Source organism: Agromyces mediolanus, from assembly GCF_014648575.1.
Lineage (GTDB): Bacteria > Actinomycetota > Actinomycetes > Actinomycetales > Microbacteriaceae > Agromyces > Agromyces mediolanus.
Window position 1 is genome coordinate 1,139,397 of sequence record NZ_BMRJ01000001.1, and the last position, 14,521, is coordinate 1,153,917.

Sequence of the window (14,521 nt, forward strand, 5' to 3'; positions counted from 1 at the left end):
TGTCGAGACACGTTCGCCGCGGGTTCACGCGGATCCGGCGCGAACCGCCCGCCACGTCCCCCGAGGAAGGTGAACACCTCGCGAACCCGGGCCCGAGATGTCGATACAGCTGGGGGCCTCGCTACCCCCGCAGCGCCTCGGCGAGCTTCACCCGCGTGCCGGTGCGGAGCAGCGAGTTGCGGTACACGCGGTCGCCGATCGCGAGCGCGCCGAGCGTCGTCGCGACGAGGATCAGCAGCGAGAGCACCGGCTCCCACCACTCGGCCTGGCCGAGGAAGATGCGCACCGGCATCCCCACCGGCGCCGAGAACGGGATGTAGCTCATCACCGTCAGGATCGTCGGGTTGTCGAAGAAGAACACCACCGCGAAGTACGGGATCATCACGAGCATCGTCACCGGCGAGGTCACCGAGCCGACGTCCTCGGCGCGCGACACGAGCGCGGCCGACGCCGCGAACAGCGCCGCGAGCATCACGAAGCCGATCGCGAAGAACACCACGAACCAGATCACCGAGGAGCCGAGCACCCCGAGCAGCACCCGCTGCCCGGTCGCGAGCAGCCCGACGAGGGCGAGCACCGCGATCGCGATGATCTGCCCGAACGCGAGCACGCTGTTGCCGATCACCTTGCCCGTCAGCAGCTCGCGCGCCGAGACCGTGGACAGCAGGATCTCGATGATCCGGGTCTGCTTCTCCTCGACCACCGATTGCGCGATGGTCGAGCCGAAGGTGATCGCCGACATGAAGAACACGATGCCGAAGCCGAAGGCGATGAAGTACGCCAGCAGCGGGTCGACCGTCGCCGGGTCGAGCAGCTCGACGCCGGGCTGCGCCGACAGCGCCTGCACCACCCCGCCCGGCGCGCGGTCGAGCCCGATGACCTGCAGGCCGGTCGGGTCGGATGCCTCGGGCACGATGATCGCGTCGACCTCGCCGTCGCGGAGCAGCGCCTCGCCGGCTGCCTGGTCGTCGACCGGTACGGCCTCGAGCGCCGGGTTGCCCTCGACGGCCGTCGCGGCCGCGCCGACGACGGCGACCTTCGCCGGGTCGGACTTGCCGCCGAAGATGCCGCCCAGCACGACCGAGGCCAGCACGGCGAGCATCAGGATGCCCGTGGAGATGAGGAACGCCTTGCTGCGCAGGCGCGTGGTGACCTCGCGGCCCGCGATGAGGCCCACCGTCTCGGTGAACTTCGGCGTGCGGAGCTCGGCGGTGCTGCGTGACGTGCTCACTGCACGACCTCCTTGAAGATCTGGGCGAGCGTCGTGTGCTCGCGGGTGAAGCCGGCGACCTCGCCCCGGCGGAGGGCCTCGGCGAGCACCGCGCGGCGCGCGGCATCCGAGTCCGCCTCGAAGCGGGCCCAGCCGCCGTCGAAGTCGGTGACGACGATGCCGGGCAGCTCGCGCACCCAGCCGGCGTCGCCGTCGGTCAGCAGCTCCCAGCGCTCGGAGCCGTGCTCCGCGCGGAGCTCCTCGCCCGAACCGGCGGCGCGGATGCGGCCGGCGGCGATGATGACGAGGTCGTCGCAGATGCGCTCCACGATGTCGAGCTGGTGCGAGGAGAACAGCACGCGCGCGCCCGAGTCGGCCGCGTCGGACAGCACCGACTGCACCGTCTCGACCGCGATGGGGTCGAGGCCCGAGAAGGGCTCGTCGAGCACGAGCACCTCGGGGCGGTGCACGAGCGCCGCGGCGATCTGCGCGCGCTGCTGGTTGCCGAGCGAGAGGCTCTCGACGGGGTCGTCGTGCCGCTCGGCGAGACCGAGGCGCTCGAGCAGCTCCTCGGCGTTGCGGCGGGCCGCGGCCGGGGACCAGCCGTGCAGCCGCGCCAGGTAGACGGTCTGCTCCAGCACGCGCATCTTCGGGTAGAGGCCGCGCTCCTCCGGCATGTAGCCGAAGCTGCGGCGGTCGGCGGTGCCGAGCGGGTGGCCGTCGAGCGTGACCGTGCCGGTGTCGGCGCCGAGCACGCCGAGCACGATGCGCATCGTGGTCGTCTTGCCGGCGCCGTTGCCGCCGACGAAGCCGGTGAGCCGGCCGGGCGCGACGCGGAACGACACGTCGTCGAGGGCGACGCGCTCGCCGAAGCGCTTGCCGAGGTGCTGGAGTTCGAGCATGCTCCCACGCTAGGCAGTGCGGAGGCCGCGGGCATCCGCCGCACGACGGGTTCCCCCGCCCGCGCCGCCGCGCGCCTCCCCCCTGCGGGGGAGAGCCGCCGGGAGTCGGCAGGGGGCGGTGCCGTTCAGCCGGCGGGGGAGACGACGCCGTGCTCGTAGGCGAAGACCACGGCGTGCACCCGGTCGCGCAGGCCGAGCTTCATCAGCACCTTCGACACGTGGCTCTTCACCGTCGCCTCGCCGACCCACATGCGCCCAGCGATCTCGGCGTTCGACAGCCCCTCGGCGAGGAGCACGAGCACCTCGCGCTCCCGATCGGTCAGGGAGTCGAGCTCCGGCGGCGCGCTCGGGCGCGCGGGCGGGGCGGATGCCTCGTCGCCGGCGTCGTGAACCTGAGCGCGCACGGGCGCGCCCGAGGCATCCGCGCCGTCCGAGCCGCTGCCGCCCGCGGCGAGCACGCCGTGCCGCCGCGCCGCCTCGATCACGCGCCTGGTGACGTCGGGCGCGAGCAGCGCCTCGCCGCCCGCGAGCACCTGTACGGCGTCGATGAGGCGCTCCGGGCTGGAGTTCTTCAGCAGGAAGCCGCTCGCGCCCGCCTCGAGGGCCGCGAAGAGGTAATCCTCGCGGTCGAAGGTCGTGAGCACGAGCACGGCGGCCTCCACGCGCGGATCGGCGGTCAGCCGCCGGGTGGCCTCGAGGCCGTCGACGTTCGGCATCTGCACGTCCATGCAGACGACGTCCGGCGCGAGCTCCAGGGTGCGGGCGACGGCGAGCTCGCCGTCCTCCGCCTCGCCGACGACCTCGATGCCGGGCTCGGAGTCGAGGATCGTGCGGAAGCCCGCCCGCACGAGGCTCTGATCGTCCACCACGAGCACGCGGATCATCGGGCGTCTCCGTTCGTCGCGGGCCGCCGCCCGTCGCTCTGCAGCGGGAACGCCGCCCGCACGAGATAGCCGCCGCGCGCTCTCGGCCCGAGCTCGAGCTCCCCGCCCGTGGCCGCGACCCGTTCGCGCATGCCGACGAGGCCGAGCCCGGCGGTCTCGCCAGCCTCGCCTGCACTGCGCCGCACGATGCCCGTGTTCGCGACCTCGAGCTCGACGCGCTCGGACGTCCAGCGGATGCGCACATCGGCGGTCGCCGCGGCGCCGGCGTGCTTGCGCACGTTCGTGAGCGCCTCCTGCGCGACCCGGTACGCGCTCGCCTCGACGAGCGTCGGCGCCTGGCGCGGCTCGCCCACTACGGCGAACGCGGTCGGCAGCCCGGCCGCGCTCGCCTCGGCGGCGAGGGCCTCGATCTGGGCGATGCCGAGCGTGCTGGCGGTGGGCTCCGGCTCCCCGTCGGCGCGCAGGGTGCCGAGCAGGGCGTGCAGCTCGGTCACGGCCTCGCGGGAGCTCGTCTCGATCGCTGAGAGCGCGTCGACCGCGGCATCCGGCTTCGAGGACAGCACTCGCCGCGCCGCCCCCGCCTGCACACCGATCACCGAGACGTGGTGCGCGACGACGTCGTGCAGCTCGCGGGCGATGCGCACCCGCTCGAGTTGGACCGCCTGCCGCCGCGAGCGCTCGCGCTCGGCGGCGAGCTCCGCCGTGCGTTGCTCGAGCGCCGCCCGCTCGCGCGCGGAGCGGTAGTTCGCGTCGCCGAAGTACCAGGCGCCGCCGAAGTACAGCAGATTGGTCAGCACGTTCACGAGGCCGAACGCCAGGTAGGGGGAGAGGAAGCCCTCGCGCCCGAGCTCGGGCGCGACCTCCTGCACCGTCGAGAAGTAGATCAGCGACCAGAGCAGCCAGCCGAACATCGCGAGGACGATCACGAGCCGCACGACGAACGCGCGCCGGCGGCTGCGCCCCCACGCTCCGACCGTGTAGATCGCGATGAACAGGGCGATGTTGCTGAACAGCGCCTCGCTGAGGTACAGCACCGCGCCGGCGATGAACGCGGCGGAGGCCACGACCGCGATGACGTCGGGGAAGCGACGCCGCAGCGCCAGGGGCAGCGTCATCGCCGCGGCCCAGACGAGCGAGGCCCACCACGGGCCGTCCTGGTTGTAGCCCGCCGCCCGGTAGAGCACGAGGCTCGCCCCGCTCGCCGCGGCGAGCACGAGGGCGAGCAGCACGTCGTTCCGCAGCTGCCGGCGGGTCGGTCCCGGGCGGACCCACTCGACGCCCTCGAGCACGGGCGGGGCTGGGGGCGGCTGCTGCATCCCCTCACGCTAGCGGCGCGGATGCCTCGGGGCATCCGCCGTGCGGGGGAGGTGCCGCGCCCCTGGCGCCATCTCCCTCCGCCCCCGCCACCCGCCCCCGCCACCCGCCCCCGCTCTGCGGGAGGAGAGAGTGCCGAGGGAGGCGGATTCGACCGGGAATCTCCTCCCCGGCGGCCGAACTCCTCCCGGGCGGAGTAACGGGAGGAGAGAGGGGAGTTCCGGATGTCGGCGGCGGTGAGTACCCTCGCACCGTGGACGAGCAGCGGGGCCCGACGGCCGACGAGAGCGCGGCGCCGAGCGCGCCCGCGCCTGCCGCGTCGGCCCCGACCGCACCCGCGCCGCCCGCGCCCGCGCCGCCGGCGAATGGCATGCGCACGTTCGCCCAGGTGCTCGTGAACACGATGGTGGCGAACGTCACCACGAGCTTCCTCTGGTTCGCGCTCACCTTCTGGGTGTACCTCGAGACGGAGTCGGTGCTCGCGACCGGCATCATCGGCGGCGCGTACATGCTCTTCATCGCGTTCTTCTCGATGCTCTTCGGCACCATCGTCGACCGGCATCGCAAGTACCGGGTCATGATGCTGTCGAGCGTCGTCACGCTGGCGTCCTTCGCGCTCGCGGGCCTGCTCTACGTGCTCCAGCCCGAGCGGGCCCTGCTCGACCTCGGCGGCCCCTGGTTCTGGGTCTTCACGGGCGTCATCCTGTTCGGCGCCGTCGTCGAGCACCTCCGCAACATCGCGCTGTCGACCACCGTGACGCTCCTCGTGCCCGTCGAGCGGCACGCCAACGCGAACGGCCTCGTCGGCACCGTGCAGGGCCTCGCCTTCATCGTGACGAGCGTGTTCTCGGGGCTCGCGATCGGCCTGCTCGGCATGGGCGGCACCATGATCATCGCCGTGGGGCTGACCTTCGTCTCGCTGCTGCACCTGCTGTTCGTGCGCATCCCGGAGGCGAAGCCCGTCGTCGAGGAGGGGCGCCCGCCCGCCATCGACTTCCGCGGCAGCATCGCGGCGATCCGTCAGGCGCCGGGGCTGTTCGCGCTCATCCTCTTCTCGACGTTCAACAACCTCATCGGCGGCGTCTACATGGCGCTGATGGACCCGTACGGCCTCACCCTGTTCGAGGTGGAGTGGTGGGGCGTCGTCTTCGGCATCGCGTCGACGGGCTTCATCGTCGGCGGCCTGATCATCGCCAAGTGGGGGCTCGGGCGCAATCCGATCCGCACGATGCTCGTGGTCGTCATCGGCATGGGCCTGCTCGGCGCGTTCTTCACCGTGCGCGAGTGGTGGTGGCTGTACGCGGTCGGCATCTGGCTCTACATGGCGCTCGTGCCCGCGGTCGAGGCCGCCGAGCAGACCGTCATCCAGAAGGTCGTGCCCTTCACGAGGCAGGGGCGCGTCTTCGGCTTCGCGGCCGCGTTCGAGGCGGCCGCGGCCCCGATCACGGCGTTCCTGATCGCGCCGATCGCGCAGTTCTGGATCATCCCGTACATGCGTTCCGACGCCGGCTTCGAGACCTGGGGATGGCTCCTCGGCGAGGGCGACGCGCGCGGCATCGCCCTCGTGTTCCTCGTGAGCGGTCTTGCGACCGCCGCCCTCGGCCTCGCCGCCTTCGCCACCCGGGCGTACCGCACGCTCTCGGCCGAGTACCGCACGGCCGAGGCGACGACGCCCGACGAGGCGCAGGCCGGTGAGCCCGGCATGCGGGCCGACGAAGCCGAGGCGCAGGCCGGAGAACCCGGCATGCAGGCCGACGAAGCCGAGGCGCAGGCTCCCGAGTCCCGCTAGCCCGCTATCGCGCCAGCCGGTAGGTCAGCCCGAGGTGCCCGGTGGGGAAGCTCACCGCGTGGTCGAGCTCCAGGCGCTGCAGGGCGAGCGCGTCCGGCGTGAACGAGCGCCCGGCGCCGAGCAGCACCGGCACGACGCGCAGGCGCAGCGTGTCGACGAGCCCGGCCGCGAGCAGCGCGTCCGCGAGCTGCAGGCTTCCCCAGACGATCACGTGCTCGCGCTCCGCCTTCAGCGCCGCGACCGACTCCGCGGGGTCGCCGCGCAGGAGCGTCGCCTCGCCGTCGCCCCAGGGCGCCCGCTCGAGCGTGTTCGACACGACCCATTTCGGCAGCCGGGCGATCGGCTCGGCGACGGGCTCGGCGGCGGGATCGGCGACGGGCCAGTACTCGACGAACATGCGGTAGCTGTTCGCGCCGAGCAGGATCGCATCGACGTCCTCGAGGTAGGCGAGCTGGTCGTCGTCGGTCACGTCGAAGGCGGGCACCGCCTCGACGAAGTCGAGCCCGCCGTGCTCGTCGGCCGCGTAGCCGTCGACGGAGACGATCTGCTCGAGCGTCAGCCGGCCCATCAGCGCGCCCCGCCCGCGAGGTGCTCCTCGAGCACGTCGAACGCGGAGGTCCAGCCGTCATAGACGTTGTCGTCGCCGGGGGCGGCGTCGATGCCGACGAGGTGGAACAGCATCTCGGTGCGCTCCGCGTCGAGCTCGCGCAGGAGCACCGTGATGAGCGGGGCGGCGTCGTCGGCATCCTCCGGCGAACCCCAGGTGAACGCGAGCCGCTCGGGCGGCTGCACCTCCAGGTAGACGCCGGCGGTGGGGTAGCGGGAGCCGTCGGCGGGATTCACCATCGTGTAGCGGTATCGTCCGCCGGGTCGTACGTCGAGCTCGAGGCTGCCCTCCTCGACGTCGATGCCGCGCGGGTGCCACCAGGCGCCCGCCTGCTCCGGCTCGGTCCAGGCGCGCCAGACGAGCTCGCGCGGGGCGTCGAGAATGCGGGTGATCGTGAACTGCGGTCGGTCGTCAGGCTCGGTCATCGCCGGTTCCCTTCAGTCGGCGGAGCTGCTCGTCGAGCAGATCGAAGCGCTCGTTCCACTCGCCGCGGTGGCGTTCGACCCACTCGGATGCCTCGTCGAGGGGCTCCGTGCGCAGCGTGCAACTGCGCCACTGGGCCTGGGCGGTGCGTTCGATGAGTCCGGCCCGCTCGAGCACCTTCAGGTGCTGCGAGACCGCGGGCCGACTGATCGCGAACGGCTCGGCCAGTTCCCCGACGGTCGCCGCACCCGAGCGGAGCCGCGAGAGCATCGCGCGGCGGGTGGGGTCGGCGAGCGCCTGGAAGACGAGACTGAGCTGATCGGTCATGTAAGCAACTCCTTAATTAAGGATTCGCTTAAATTAGCTGGACGTCGATGCGGTGTCAAGGGCCGCGTTCGCGAAGCGGGCGGAGTTCCCTGCGCTATTTGCGCTTCTCGGCGCGGTCCTTCAGGAAGATGAGCGGCAGCAGCCACCCGCCGAGCGCCGTGATGATCCACACGACCAGCGTCGCGAGCACCCAGGTGACCGCGCCGTCGATGTGGATGCCGCCCGGGAAGAGGGAGGCGATGAGCAACGCGAGGAACGTCGTCACGAGGCCAATGCCGCCCAGCACCGCCGAGGCGTACTGCCGGGCGAGGTTGAAGACGAAGGGCCCGAGGATCGCCTGCGCCACGGAGAACACGATGATCGCGACGAGGAAGCCGCCCCACTCCAAGCGGAAGTCCGGCAGCACCCACGAGGCGACGAGGAGGCCGAGGGCGGCCGTCACGAGCGAGATCGCCAGCCGGATCAGAAAGCGCACCATGGCGCGAGCGTAGCGCTCGGCGGGCGCTCGGCTCCGCGCCCGCGGTGGTGGGCGGGGCGAAATGCCCCCCTTGCAGGGGGAGGATCCCTCGCCTACGGTGGAAAGGGATGCCTCCATCGCGCGATGTCCCTCGTGCGCCGCGTCCCGAGCGGACCCGGCGCCACGCGGCGACCGCGCAGACGAGCGAAGTCCCGGGGCGTGACGTGCACCGCAGGCACGCGCACCGCGGCCGACCCTCGCGGGCCTCCGGGCCGATGATCGCGATCGCCGCGGCCGGCGTCGCCGCGCTGTGCACCGTCGCCGCGGTCGCGGGGGTGCATGCCGCGATCGGCGACAACGACGGCCCGGCCGTGCAGCTCGCCCATCGCGGCGTCGACCTGCGCCCCGAGGCGGAGCGCGGCGGGGCCACGGAGCAGAGCGACGGCTCGGCCGCCGGCTCCCCGCAGACGCCGGCGCCGAGCGCCCCGCCCACGGCGCCGTCGACCCCGCTGCCGACGCTCCCCGCCCCGAAGCCCTCGCCCGAGCCGTCGCCGAGCCCGCGCCCGGAGCAGCCGTCGCCGTCGCCGACCCCCTCGACGCCGCCGAAGAACCCGTACCTCGACCCGGCCGACCCGCGCTTCGTCTCCGAGGCCGACCGTGCGGCATGGTCGACCGGACAGCGGGCCGTGCGCGCGTGCATGGCCGAGGCCGGCTTCGAGTACCGCGAGTGGGAGTGGTGGAACGGCGGCACCCCGAAGCCCGCCGGGCTCGACGGGCAGCGCGACGCCGCCTGGCGCTTCGCCCTCCAGGGCGACGAGGGCACCGCGGGCTGCGCGGCCGAGGCGGGCGACGCCCCCGCGATCCCGCCGGAGGCCGTGCCGCCCGGGCTCAGTCCGGAGACCGCCCCGCCGACTGAGACGCCGGGGTCCGGGGTCGGCCCCGAATCCGGTGCTCCGCCCGCGAGCGGCGCTCCCGCTCCAGAGGCGATCGAGACGCCGGACTCCGTCGAGGCTCCGGCGGACTAGCGCCCCGGCGGACGAGTGCTCCGCGCCGCGGCTCAGCCGGCGAGCGCTTCCTCCGCGACGAGCGGTTCGATCCACTCGAAGACCGGCTCCAGGGCGTCGAGTTTGAGGTGGTGCAGGGTGGCCTGATCGACGCGGCGCGCCTTCACGAGTCCGCTGCGGCGGAGGATGTCGAGGTGTCGCGACGCGGTGGAGCGGGAGACCTCGATGCGCTCGGCGAGATCCGTGATCGACACCCAGTGCGCGCCGTTGAGCGCCTCGAGGATGTGCCGCCGCACGGGATGCGCGATGGCGTCGAAGACGGTCGATCGTTGACGGAGCACAGGCGCTCTCCTCTCTGAGATCCGCAGCGGGCGTCGGGGTCCGCGGTGAGCCACCGACAGCTTGCCCAGTCGCGCCGACGCTCGCCGCATCCAAGTGGATATAGGATATAGGAATCAAGCGACGGTGCAGGCCGTCGACCGATCCGACCCCAAGGAGGAGCCAATGCGGTTCGCCCGACTCGATCGCCCCGGCGCCGAGGTCCCCGTGCTGCTCGACGGCGACCGCGCCTTCGCGCTGCGCCCGCTCATCGCCGAGCTGGCGGGCATCGCCGACGATCCCGCCGCCCGGCTCGACCTCGACGGGGCGTTCCTCGCCGCCGGTGGTCTGCGGGCCGCCCGCGACGCGCACGCCGCAGGCCGTCTGCCGGAGCTCGATCGCGCGGGCCTCCGCGTCGGCGCCCCGATCGCCCGGCCGAGCGCGGTGTACTGCATCGGCATGAACTACGCGGCCCACGCCGCCGAGTCCGGCGCCGAGCCCCCCGCCGAGCCCGTGGTCTTCATGAAGGCGCCGAACACGATCGTCGGTCCCGACGATGCCGTCGCGATCCCGCGCGGCAGCGCGAAGACGGACTGGGAGGTCGAGCTGGGCCTCGTGATCGGCAGCCGCACCGACACGCTCGACGACCCGGCCCGCGCCCGGGACCACGTCGCCGGGTACGTCGTCGCGAACGACCTCTCGGAGCGCGACTGGCAGCTGGGCCGGGTCGGCGGGCAGTGGACGCTCGGCAAGTCCGCGCCGGGCTTCTGCCCGCTCGGGCCCTGGCTCGTGCCGGCGGACGCGTTCGACGCCGACGACGCGCGGCTCCGCAGCTGGGTGAACGGCGAGCCCCGGCAGGACTCGCGCACGGCCGATCTGATCTTCGGCATCGACCGCATCGTGTGGGAGCTGAGCCGCTTCCTCGTGCTGGAGCCCGGCGACCTCGTGTTGACGGGCACGCCCGAGGGCGTCGCCCTGTCCGGGCGGTTCCCGTACCTGGCGCCCGGAGACGTCGTGGAGCTCGAGATCGATGGGCTCGGCCGGCAGCGCCAGGAGGTGATCGCCTGATGGGCGCGTTCGACGGGCTCGTCGCGATCGTGACCGGCGGGGCATCCGGGCTCGGCGAGGCCATCGCCCGCCGCCTGCGGGCCGAGGGCGCGCGGGTCGCCGTCTTCGACCTCCGCGCCGAGGCGGCGGCGCACGCCGATCTCGCGATCTCGCTCGACCTCTGCGACGACGACGCGGTCCGCGCCGGCGTCGCACGGGTGGCCGCCGAGCTCGGCGGCATCGACGTCGTCGTGAACAACGCGGGCGTCGGGGCGCAGGGCACGGTCGCCGACCACGACGACGCCGAGTGGCACCGCGCCTTCGACCTGAACGTCGTGGCGATCGCCCGGGTGAGCCGGGCCGCCCTGCCCGAGCTGCGCCGCTCCGCCGCGGCGAGCATCGTGAACACCTCCTCGATCGCCGCGACGGCCGGCCTTCCGCAGCGCGCGCTGTACTCGGCGACGAAGGGCGCGGTGCTCGCGCTCACCCGGGCGATGGCCGCCGACCACCTCGCCGAGGGCATCCGCGTGAACGCGGTCAGCCCCGGCACCGCGGACACCCCATGGATCGGCCGCCTGCTCGAACGCGCCGAGGACCCGGTGGCCGAGCGCGCCGCGCTCGAGGCGCGCCAGCCGCACGGGCGGCTCGTCTCGGCCGACGAGGTCGCCGACGCGGTCGCCTATCTCGCGAGCCCGCGGGCCGGCTCGACGACGGGCGTCTCGCTCGCGGTGGACGGCGGGATGCAGGAGCTGCGCCTCCGCCCGCGCGGCTGAGCCCGGGCGGGGCACTGCGGCCCGGCGCGCTCGGCGGGTCGGACGGGGCACTGCGCCCCGACGCGGTCGCTACTCGGCCGCTTCGTCGGCCCGCGGGACGAGGCGGGCGCGCGAGGTCTCGAGATGCGTGCGCATGGCCAGCTCGGCGGCGTCGGCGTCACCGGCTTCGAGCGCGGTGAGGATGGCGGCGTGCTCGTCGGCCGTGTCGTCGGCGATGCCGTGCTGGAAGTACAGCCGGTACAGGTGCACGTGGGAGCGGAGCCGGGTGATCGCGTCGGCGAGCAGGGGGTTGCCCGAGGCGCGGGCGATGGTGTGGTGGAACGCGGCATCCCGCTCGGCGAAGTCGCGGTAGTTGCGGAAGCCGGCCTCCGCGCCGTCGGATGCCGCGGCCTGCCGCATGCCGCGCAGCTGCGCCGCGAGCTCCCCGCGGGCCGCGGCGTCGAGCCGGGCCGTGGCGAGCCGGGCCGCCCGGGGCTCCAGCAGGATGCGCAGCTCGTAGAGCTGGTCAAGGCCCTCCGCGTCGAGCAGCTCGGCCGCGGTGTACCCCTTGCGGGCCTCGCGGAGCACGAGCCCCTCGGCCTCGAGCCGGGTGAGCGCCTCGCGCACCGGGGTGGGGGAGACGTCGAGCTGGCGGGCGACCCCGTCGATCGAGAGGCGCGCGCCCGGCGCGATCTCCTGGTCCATGAGCAGCGAGAGCAGGGCGTCGTAGACGTCGTCGACGAGCGCTCGACGCGGGGGGATGGTCACGCTCACGGCACCCAGGGTCATCCGGGAAGTCTACCGCCCGCCCTATTCCGTGCATCCTCTAGCTATTTCCTATAGGATCTACGAACAAGCCCTCCCAAGGAAGTGAACCCATGGCCCGCATCACCCAGGCGACCGCGTCGCTCATCGACCTCGAGGTCGAGACCGTCCGCACCGACGCCACCCAGAGCTTCGAGAAGCAGGAGACCATCGTCGTCGACCTCACGACCGACGAGGGGCTCCGCGGCACCGGCTATTCCTACACGATCGGCACGGGCGGCCGCTCGGTGATCGAGCTGCTGCGCGGCACGCTCCTCCCCCAGCTCCTCGGCCAGGACTCCCGCGAGGTCGAGGCGCTCTGGCGGCGCCTGCACGACCGCACCCACGCCACCACCGTCGGTGCCATCACGAGCCTCGCGCTCGCCGCCGTCGACACCGCGCTCTGGGACCTGCGCTGCCTGCGCTCGAACGAGCCGCTCTGGCGCGCCGCGGGCGGCTTCCGCAACGCCGTCCCGCTCTACGACACCGAGAACGGCTGGCTGCACCTCGGCACGCAGGAGCTCGTCGACGGCGCGATCGCCGCGAAGGCGGCCGGCTGGAGCGGCACGAAGATCAAGGTCGGCAAGCCGCACATCGCCGAGGATCTCGAGCGGCTCGCCGCCGTGCGCGAGGCCGTCGGTCCCGGCTTCGACCTCATGGTCGACGCGAACCAGGCGTTCACGAGCGCCGAGGCGATCCGCCGGGCGCGCGCGTTCGAGTCGCTCGACCTCTTCTGGTTCGAGGAGCCGCTGCCGGCCGACGACGTCGACGGCCATGTGCGCCTCGCCGCCTCGACGGCCATCCCCGTCGCCGTCGGCGAGTCGATGTACTCCCTCGGCCAGTTCCGCGACTACCTGCAGCGCGGCGCCGCGACCGTCGTGCAGACCGACGTCGCCCGCATCGGCGGCATCACCCCCTGGCTGAAGGTCGCGCACCTCGCCGAGGCCTTCAACGCCGACGTCTGCCCGCACTTCCTGATGGAGCTGCACGTCAGCCTCGTCGCGGCGATCCCCAACGGGCGCTACGTCGAGCACATCCCGCAACTGCGCGCCGTCACCGACGACGAGATCCGGCTCGAGGGCGGGCGCGCCGTCGCCCCCGAGCAGCCGGGGCTCGGCATCAGCTGGAACCGCGACGCCATGGACGACCGCCGCGTCGCCTGATCGCGGCATCCGCCCCTCCCGCTCGATCTCCGCACCCCCGCCCGCGAAGTACCCTCGACACGAATAGGACAAGGATGTCTCGAACCGCACTCCCCCCGACCGATCGCCCTGCCAAGCACAACTCGATGCTCGGCGTCGGCGCCGCCTCGCTCGTCGGCTCCGCCCTCGAGTGGTACGACTTCTACCTCTACGGCACCGCGGCGGCGCTCGTCTTTAACCGCATCATCTTCGTCAACTCCGACCCGCTCGTCGCGACGCTCGCCGCGTTCGCGACGTTCGCGGTCGGGTACCTGATCCGCCCGCTCGGCGGCCTCATCTTCGGCCGCATCGGCGACACCCACGGGCGCAAGTACGTGCTCGTGCTGACGCTGCTCGTGATGGGCGTCGCGACCTTCCTGATGGGGCTCGTGCCGAGCTACGAGCAGGTCGGCATCTGGGCGCCGATCACGCTCATCGTGCTGCGGCTCGTGCAGGGCATCGGCGCCGGCGCCGAGTTCGGCGGGGCGGCGATCTTCTCCGTCGAGCACGCGAACCCGCGCCGCCGCGGGCTGCACGGCGCCTGGCCCTCGGCCGGCGTCTACCTCGGCCTGCTGATGGCCTCGGGCGTCTTCGCGATCGTCACGCAGCTGCCGGAGGACGAGTTCCTCGCCTGGGGCTGGCGCATCCCGTTCCTGCTCAGCGCGGTCGTGGTGGTCGTGGCGCTCGTCATCCGGCTGAAGCTCGCGGAGAGCCCCGCCTTCGTCGCGCTGCAGGAGCAGGAGCACGCGCCCGCCTCTCCCGTGAAGGAGGTCTTCGCCCGCGAGAAGAAGGCGATGCTCACGCTCTTCCTCGCGCAGACCCCGCAGAACGTGGTGTCCTCGATCAACCTCGCCTTCATCACCGCCTACCTCGTCGGCAACCTGCACCTCGCCTCCTCGATCGGGCCGCTCGCGACCACGATCGGCACCGCGGTCACGATGGTGCTGCTGCCGCTGTTCGGTTGGCTCTCCGACCGGGTCGGCCGACGGCCGGTGATCCTCTTCGGCATCGTGTTCTCCGCGATCTTCGCCTTCCCGTACTTCTGGCTGATCGACGGGGCGCAGGCGCCGTTCCCGATCGTGCTCGCCATCGTCGTCAGCCTCGGTCTCGGCGTCGGCGCGATGTTCGGCCCGCAGGCGGCGTACTTCGCCGAGCTCTTCACGGGCGGCGCGCGCTTCACCGGCCTCGCGTTCTCGCGGGAGCTCGCCGGCGCGGTGAGTGCGGGCACCACTCCGCTCATCGCCGTCGCCCTCGTCGCGGCGGTCGGCGGCGGCACCTGGGGCGTGGCGCTGTTCATCATCGGCGCGTGCGTGCTCGGCGCCATCGCGGTGTGGTTCGGCGGCGAGACCCGCGGCCGCCGGATGAGCGCGACCACGGTCGAGGAGCTCAAGGCCTCGACGGGCTCCTTCGAGTCCTGAGGGGCCCGGCCCGGAGACGCGGAACGCCGCCGACGGATCCTCCGTCGGCGGCGTTCCGGCGTGCAGCGCTGCGGGCCGCGGGCT

Annotated in this window: 16 protein-coding genes; 6 read left to right on the forward strand and 10 right to left on the reverse strand. The window is 73.1% G+C overall.

The features are described 5' to 3' along the window. Window positions 1-121 precede the first annotated feature (121 nt). From IEY71_RS05440 to IEY71_RS05455, 4 genes are all read right to left on the reverse strand, one after another. Window positions 122-1,231: an ABC transporter permease gene (locus IEY71_RS05440; protein WP_189084242.1), complete on the reverse strand. Its 1,110-nt coding sequence runs from the start codon at window positions 1,229-1,231 to the stop codon at window positions 122-124. Continuing rightward, window positions 1,228-2,112, reverse strand: a complete 885-nt coding sequence (locus IEY71_RS05445) for an ABC transporter ATP-binding protein (RefSeq protein WP_189084243.1) — start codon at window positions 2,110-2,112, stop codon at window positions 1,228-1,230. The genes IEY71_RS05440 and IEY71_RS05445 overlap by 4 nt, the downstream gene beginning before the upstream one ends. Window positions 2,113-2,237: 125 nt before the next feature. After that, window positions 2,238-2,996 (reverse strand): response regulator, encoded by a 759-nt coding sequence (locus IEY71_RS05450; protein WP_189084244.1) that lies wholly within the window; start codon window positions 2,994-2,996, stop codon window positions 2,238-2,240. Beyond that, complete coding sequence (locus IEY71_RS05455; protein WP_189084245.1) at window positions 2,993-4,312, reverse strand: sensor histidine kinase; 1,320 nt, start codon at window positions 4,310-4,312, stop codon at window positions 2,993-2,995. The genes IEY71_RS05450 and IEY71_RS05455 overlap by 4 nt, the downstream gene beginning before the upstream one ends. 368 nt (window positions 4,313-4,680) lie before the next feature. Here IEY71_RS05455 and IEY71_RS05460 point away from each other — a divergent pair, with 368 nt between their 5' ends. After that, on the forward strand, window positions 4,681-6,099 hold the full coding sequence (locus IEY71_RS05460) for an MFS transporter (protein WP_189084246.1): 1,419 nt from the start codon (window positions 4,681-4,683) through the stop codon (window positions 6,097-6,099). Window positions 6,100-6,103: 4 nt separating this feature from the next. Here the strand turns inward: IEY71_RS05460 and IEY71_RS05465 are convergent, their stop codons facing one another. The 4 genes from IEY71_RS05465 to IEY71_RS05480 form a co-directional block, all read right to left on the reverse strand. After that, window positions 6,104-6,667 (reverse strand): dihydrofolate reductase family protein, encoded by a 564-nt coding sequence (locus IEY71_RS05465; protein WP_189084247.1) that lies wholly within the window; start codon window positions 6,665-6,667, stop codon window positions 6,104-6,106. Next, window positions 6,667-7,131: an SRPBCC family protein gene (locus tag IEY71_RS05470; protein ID WP_189084248.1), complete on the reverse strand. Its 465-nt coding sequence runs from the start codon at window positions 7,129-7,131 to the stop codon at window positions 6,667-6,669. Before IEY71_RS05470 ends, IEY71_RS05465 begins: the two co-directional genes overlap by 1 nt. Then, window positions 7,118-7,456: an ArsR/SmtB family transcription factor gene (locus IEY71_RS05475; protein ID WP_189084249.1), complete on the reverse strand. Its 339-nt coding sequence runs from the start codon at window positions 7,454-7,456 to the stop codon at window positions 7,118-7,120. The genes IEY71_RS05470 and IEY71_RS05475 overlap by 14 nt, the downstream gene beginning before the upstream one ends. A gap of 94 nt (window positions 7,457-7,550) precedes the next feature. Continuing rightward, window positions 7,551-7,934 (reverse strand): phage holin family protein, encoded by a 384-nt coding sequence (locus IEY71_RS05480; protein WP_189084250.1) that lies wholly within the window; start codon window positions 7,932-7,934, stop codon window positions 7,551-7,553. A 254-nt stretch (window positions 7,935-8,188) separates the two neighbouring features. Here IEY71_RS05480 and IEY71_RS18525 point away from each other — a divergent pair, with 254 nt between their 5' ends. Next, entirely contained in the window at window positions 8,189-8,938 is a 750-nt protein-coding gene (locus IEY71_RS18525; RefSeq protein ID WP_189084251.1) for a hypothetical protein, read from the forward strand. 32 nt (window positions 8,939-8,970) lie between these two features. Here the strand turns inward: IEY71_RS18525 and IEY71_RS05490 are convergent, their stop codons facing one another. Beyond that, entirely contained in the window at window positions 8,971-9,258 is a 288-nt protein-coding gene (locus IEY71_RS05490) for an ArsR/SmtB family transcription factor (protein WP_189084252.1), read from the reverse strand. Window positions 9,259-9,421: 163 nt separating this feature from the next. Here IEY71_RS05490 and IEY71_RS05495 point away from each other — a divergent pair, with 163 nt between their 5' ends. Both IEY71_RS05495 and IEY71_RS05500 read left to right on the forward strand, forming a co-directional pair. Then, window positions 9,422-10,303 (forward strand): fumarylacetoacetate hydrolase family protein, encoded by an 882-nt coding sequence (locus IEY71_RS05495; RefSeq protein WP_189084253.1) that lies wholly within the window; start codon window positions 9,422-9,424, stop codon window positions 10,301-10,303. Then, window positions 10,303-11,055: an SDR family NAD(P)-dependent oxidoreductase gene (locus tag IEY71_RS05500; RefSeq protein ID WP_189084254.1), complete on the forward strand. Its 753-nt coding sequence runs from the start codon at window positions 10,303-10,305 to the stop codon at window positions 11,053-11,055. The genes IEY71_RS05495 and IEY71_RS05500 overlap by 1 nt, the downstream gene beginning before the upstream one ends. Before the next feature lie 69 nt (window positions 11,056-11,124). Here the strand turns inward: IEY71_RS05500 and IEY71_RS05505 are convergent, their stop codons facing one another. Next, entirely contained in the window at window positions 11,125-11,823 is a 699-nt protein-coding gene (locus tag IEY71_RS05505; protein ID WP_189084255.1) for a GntR family transcriptional regulator, read from the reverse strand. A gap of 89 nt (window positions 11,824-11,912) precedes the next feature. Between IEY71_RS05505 and IEY71_RS05510 the strand changes: the two genes are divergently transcribed. Together IEY71_RS05510 and IEY71_RS05515 are read left to right on the forward strand one after the other, a co-directional pair. Continuing rightward, window positions 11,913-13,001, forward strand: coding sequence for a mandelate racemase/muconate lactonizing enzyme family protein (locus IEY71_RS05510; RefSeq protein WP_189084256.1), 1,089 nt, complete (start codon window positions 11,913-11,915; stop codon window positions 12,999-13,001). Between the two features lie 74 nt (window positions 13,002-13,075). After that, window positions 13,076-14,437, forward strand: coding sequence for an MFS transporter (locus IEY71_RS05515; protein ID WP_189084257.1), 1,362 nt, complete (start codon window positions 13,076-13,078; stop codon window positions 14,435-14,437). Window positions 14,438-14,521: the final 84 nt, after the last annotated feature.